General features: G+C 49.0%; 4 protein-coding genes. All 4 read right to left on the bottom strand.

Annotated elements, in window-relative coordinates; translation table 11 throughout:
* Window positions 1–197: 197 nt before the first annotated feature.
* Window positions 198–2,375, bottom strand: coding sequence for a hypothetical protein (locus QMA35_RS20880; RefSeq protein WP_281649080.1), 2,178 nt, complete (start codon window positions 2,373–2,375; stop codon window positions 198–200).
* A gap of 87 nt (window positions 2,376–2,462) precedes the next feature.
* Complete coding sequence (locus QMA35_RS20875) at window positions 2,463–2,759, bottom strand: PAAR domain-containing protein (RefSeq protein ID WP_281649079.1); 297 nt, start codon at window positions 2,757–2,759, stop codon at window positions 2,463–2,465.
* A 24-nt stretch (window positions 2,760–2,783) separates the two neighbouring features.
* On the bottom strand, window positions 2,784–3,368 hold the full coding sequence (locus QMA35_RS20870) for a hypothetical protein (protein ID WP_281649078.1): 585 nt from the start codon (window positions 3,366–3,368) through the stop codon (window positions 2,784–2,786).
* A partial coding sequence (gene tssI / locus QMA35_RS20865; RefSeq protein WP_281649077.1) for a type VI secretion system tip protein TssI/VgrG occupies window positions 3,368–4,412 on the bottom strand: 1,045 nt, incomplete at its 5' end. The genes QMA35_RS20870 and tssI, both read right to left, overlap by 1 nt.

The raw sequence follows: 4,412 nt of genomic DNA, 5'->3' as shown, positions 1-4,412 counted from the left end.
CTGGAGCTGGTTTATGCTTAACCGGACAGTAGTGAAATACAGTAGATAATAAAGACATTTTCTACTCAATTTATACACAACTTTGACAGTAAGGATCTCACATAATAAGTACCGCATGTTGGACACGCTGATGCGTATCCAACATGCACGCTAAAAAAGATAGTCATGGCGATACGATTGACGAACAGCCCTTCGAACTACTTGTAGTTCACATTCCCCTTCAGCAAATCTTCACGCAAAACCCGATAAGCAACATAGTTACCTGCTGTTAGATGCTTAGCTGTTCTGTAGGCCGTTACAGTACTGTGCAAATTGGCCTTGGCATCATTAACAACAGAGTCTTTACGAGTGGTTTCTGGCCCAAAATCGTTCACATCAACCAAACTCCCCCGCTTCCCGTTGCCAATAGGAGCTGCGCTGGTCTTATCCAGGCTGGTCATTGGACCACTATAGTTATCCAAACCGGCAGAGGGGTTTTCACCAAATTTGGCCTGGCGACTGCTCTGATTCACATACTTTGTCTCATAGTATTTCGAGCCCTCTTCCGAACCAATCAAACTCAAAGCACTCTGCAAACTTTCCAGTCTTTCTTCCTTGGTCATGGCTGTTGTTGCATAGCCTGGGGTACGAAACTTAGTCATGCTAGACAGTTTGGTACCCTCAGCAGCCATAGCACCCAGACAGGCTGAGATTTTCCCCTGACACGTTTCATAAACCTGATTGACTTCTGCTTTGGAAGCCTGCTCATTCAAGGCTACGTAGGCTGAGCCCATCATTTTCTCAACAGAGCATCCAGGGCTGATTCGTCCTGCAGTACTGCCTAAAGCTTTCACAGCTGGCCCAGCCAACATGTCATAGCCCAACAACAAAACACCGCGTGTACTCACCACAGAGCCAATACTGATACTGGTACCCACTCCAAGAGTTGCACCGGCTCTCGTATCAAAATAACAACCGCCCACGCCTGCTCTGGCTTTAGCGGCAGCCTCTATGCCAATTCCAGTGGAGAAGCTTTCACCAAAGTGAACCGTGAAAATTTCAATGGGCCGAGTTGGGTGTTTCAATTTCAGTTTTTGCTGACTACCGACCTCAAAGCCAGCGAACAGCTTGGCTCCCATATTCAGCCCAACTCCTTTGTCGTTTATAGCAAAAGATACGTTTCCGGCGGCCTGCCCCCCTGCAAAAATATCACCCGTTACCTCGGCACCGAAGGTCTGCCCAACTGTGATACCAGCCTTGCCCGTCAGCCTTACAGCCAACTCCAGCTCTGCATCTGCACTGGCATTGAGGAGATTGAATTTTGCCTGATTGCGATCAAATTCCTTTTCTTTCTGCTCATCAGTCCGCTCTGTAGCATCATAAACCTTTGTCGTATCGCGATCCCAGGAGCTTCGATCCTGAATATGCTCAAAGCCCGCACCTTGAAAGGCCTGTGCAGAAGCATTGAGGCTTCCCCCGACTCGACCTGTTGCAACTGCGCCAGCTTCAAAGGCAAAGGCTTTAAACTCTGGCCCTAGCTTGCGGCGCAATGCTCCTACAGTGACACGACAGGTATGTTCAAGGTGGTAATCCACATCCGCAGAAATCTGAGCTGCTCCCTCCAACCCGGCAGAAGCTGATGAAGCAAGATCACTCACCCGCGCTTTACCTTCAGCATATCCTTCCACGCCAGCCGAGGCCTGAATAGCTGTTTCCACACTGTGACTGAACCCATGACCAAGAGGCACACTCCCAGAGCTATAACTGGCCTTACCCCCTACCTGTGCTGCCCCATGCACCGCTCCCGTTGCATGGGGCGCTTTCAACCCGACACTTCCCTCACGAGAACCAGAAACATCAGTCGTTTTCGATGCCTGGGCCGAGTTTTTAACTGCACTGCCAAGATGGTACTCCGCTACAAGCCGTTCTGCTGACGACGCAAGCAGTTCACACTGCAAACGAGAAACAGCCAGCTCTTCCAGCGTAGTGACTGTCAAATCCTTATCCGTTTTCAGGATTTTCATCAAAGCGGACTTATCTTTAAGCTGACGTGTAATACGGGTATTTTTTATCAGCCGATGAATACGCTGGCGTTCCGTTACTGTCGGATGGTAAACACTAATATGCTCAGGAAAGTGATTAGCTGCAGCTGTCACCATAATCTTCCATTTATCTGTTTTGAAAATGGCGTCTTCGTCATCTCCCAGTTTCTTTTCAAGTGCCGTATAAACCTTATTAATAGCCTCCTGCCAATGTTCCAAACGGGTCTGCTTTTTATAGCCAACCCGCTTTCCCATGGCTTTCGCCCATTCATTAATTTTTACAGCGAACTCCGTTTCACCCATCTCAAGAATTTTATCTGTGTCTTTGTTATCAAATACTTCAGAGAATCTCATTTTAAACCTTTATCACTTAATGCCTTTTATTGTTTGCAGCACTGTAACTATTGGTTGCTGCACTGTAGCTATTGGTTGCTGCACACTTCATCCGCCAATCAAAACCGTAGGCCACCCCATCACTACGGTTCCCCCATGGGCCGTTGGGTCTCCCATACGCACAGCCGGTTTGCTGTTCACCAGAACGGTCATGCTTCCCATAATCACACTGTCCGGTGGCCCAACACATACGCAGGGCTGTCCGACAGTGGCTGCCGGTAAATTGCCAATAAGAACGGTGGAAGGCAGAGGCAGCAGTGGGCCACCAACATGGGGAATAGGAACAATTGCAGGAGTTTGCATTGGGCAAACATGCATATCAGTTGCCCGTGCGGCTGGTCTCATAAAGACCTCCTATCGTTTACAGGGTTAACGCCCATTACCACCATCCGCAATATCCAAACCAATGGCGATCATCCGCCGATAGTTCTCTTTTGCTTTGTTGCCATCGGGCAATACGGCTGCCAGGCATATGGCTCCGGCCACAGCGTGGGAATACAGATAAGGCGGTGCGAGGCTGGCCGGCGCATCAACGGGTGTCAGGCTACCCCCACTCCAGAAGGCAGACTGAGCCAGCCAACCCGCTGCATTATCCCTTTCTGCTTTTTGGGCTCTTGCTTCAGATATACGACGATTTGCTTCCGTTGGATTCCGCACCCAGCTCTCTGCAGCTTCCAAAGCCTGTTGCTGAACATTAGAAAGCTTTTGGGACAGAGCAACACTGTGCAAACACAAACAGCCCCACCAAACGGATTCACGGGCCGGCAGGCTATGGCACATAAATGTGACGACCTCGTTGTACTTTTCCTGCTCAAGCCAGCTATCAATTAACTGCACAGGGGACACATCCGGGTTGACGGATGCCCTCAGCTCTTTATCCACCTGATAGCGATCAAGAATCTCTACGGCTTTTTCCTGGGGGACTTTTCGTAATGTCTTGTTTGTATTCATCATCAGTTGATCTTGGCGATCGCCCCCTGAATTTCCACCATGGCACCGGCTTTCACCTGGGTCATTGCATTGCCCTGAATGCCCACCATAGTGCCTTTAATGTCTGTCTTCACAGTGCCTTCCACAGTGCACGCTACACCACTCTTTAACTCGGCCTGTACTTGCCCTTCTGCCTTGAACTGCATTCCGGAAATCTCCACACCACTGGCCGAGAGCTTGATCGTGCTGGGGCCACAGCTCAGTTCGATAGACGAAGGGGAAAGGGAAACTTTGCTGGCTCCAACTTCCAGTTCTATGGCCTGCTTCCCTGTAGCGGAAATGCTGGCAGCGTCCAGTGAAATTGAATTCGTAGCCTTACCATCAATATTGCCTTTGCTCTCCATGGAAATATCACCGGTATTATCAACGGATGTTTTTCCCTTTACCGTGAATAAAGCATCTCCATCAGTGGTCTGTTCAAAATTCCCTTTGGTGGTCAGCTGATAATCCGCATCAGTGGTGACAGTTATATTTTTAGTAACCGCTACCTTTTGCTCACCTTCCACTGTCAGGCTGTCGTCTTCTTTCACTGTTCTGGTCACGACTTTCTGAATGTCTTCAGTCAGGTTTCCGACAATCGTTTCATTACGATCATTCTTGACTTCAATCACCAGATTTTTCTCGGCCTGCATAAAGATTTGCTCTTCATCTTTCTTGCAGTTAAAGCGGAGCTCATTAAAGGTATCTGCTCCGCCATTGGGAGAAGACTGCAGCTTTATGCCGTAACTGGTGGGCGTTTCATAAGGGGCTTTATGGCTATTGTTATACACCGAGCCAATAACCAGAGGGCGATCTGGATCCCCATCCAGAAAACTCACCAAAACTTCATCACCAACTCTGGGAACAAACTGACTGCCAAAACCATTGCCAGCCATATGCTGGGCTACCCTGATCCAACACGATGAGCTGTCGTCTCCCTTACCTTCTGTATCCCAGTGAAACTGCACTTTGACCCGGTTGTAATCATCCATATGGATTTCTTCCGAAGAAGGCCCGGTTACCACAGCG

Origin of the sequence: Parendozoicomonas sp. Alg238-R29, assembly GCF_947331445.1 — a bacterium.
Classification (GTDB): Bacteria; Pseudomonadota; Gammaproteobacteria; order Pseudomonadales; family Endozoicomonadaceae; genus Sansalvadorimonas.
This window is presented reverse-complemented; position numbering and strand designations above follow the sequence as displayed.

Coding starts and splice junctions, on each gene's coding strand:
- QMA35_RS20875 (WP_281649079.1), bottom strand. CDS start 2,759: ATGAGACCAGCCGCACGGGCAACTGATATGCATGTTTGCCCAATGCAA.
- QMA35_RS20880 (WP_281649080.1), bottom strand. CDS start 2,375: ATGAGATTCTCTGAAGTATTTGATAACAAAGACACAGATAAAATTCTT.
- QMA35_RS20870 (WP_281649078.1), bottom strand. CDS start 3,368: ATGATGAATACAAACAAGACATTACGAAAAGTCCCCCAGGAAAAAGCC.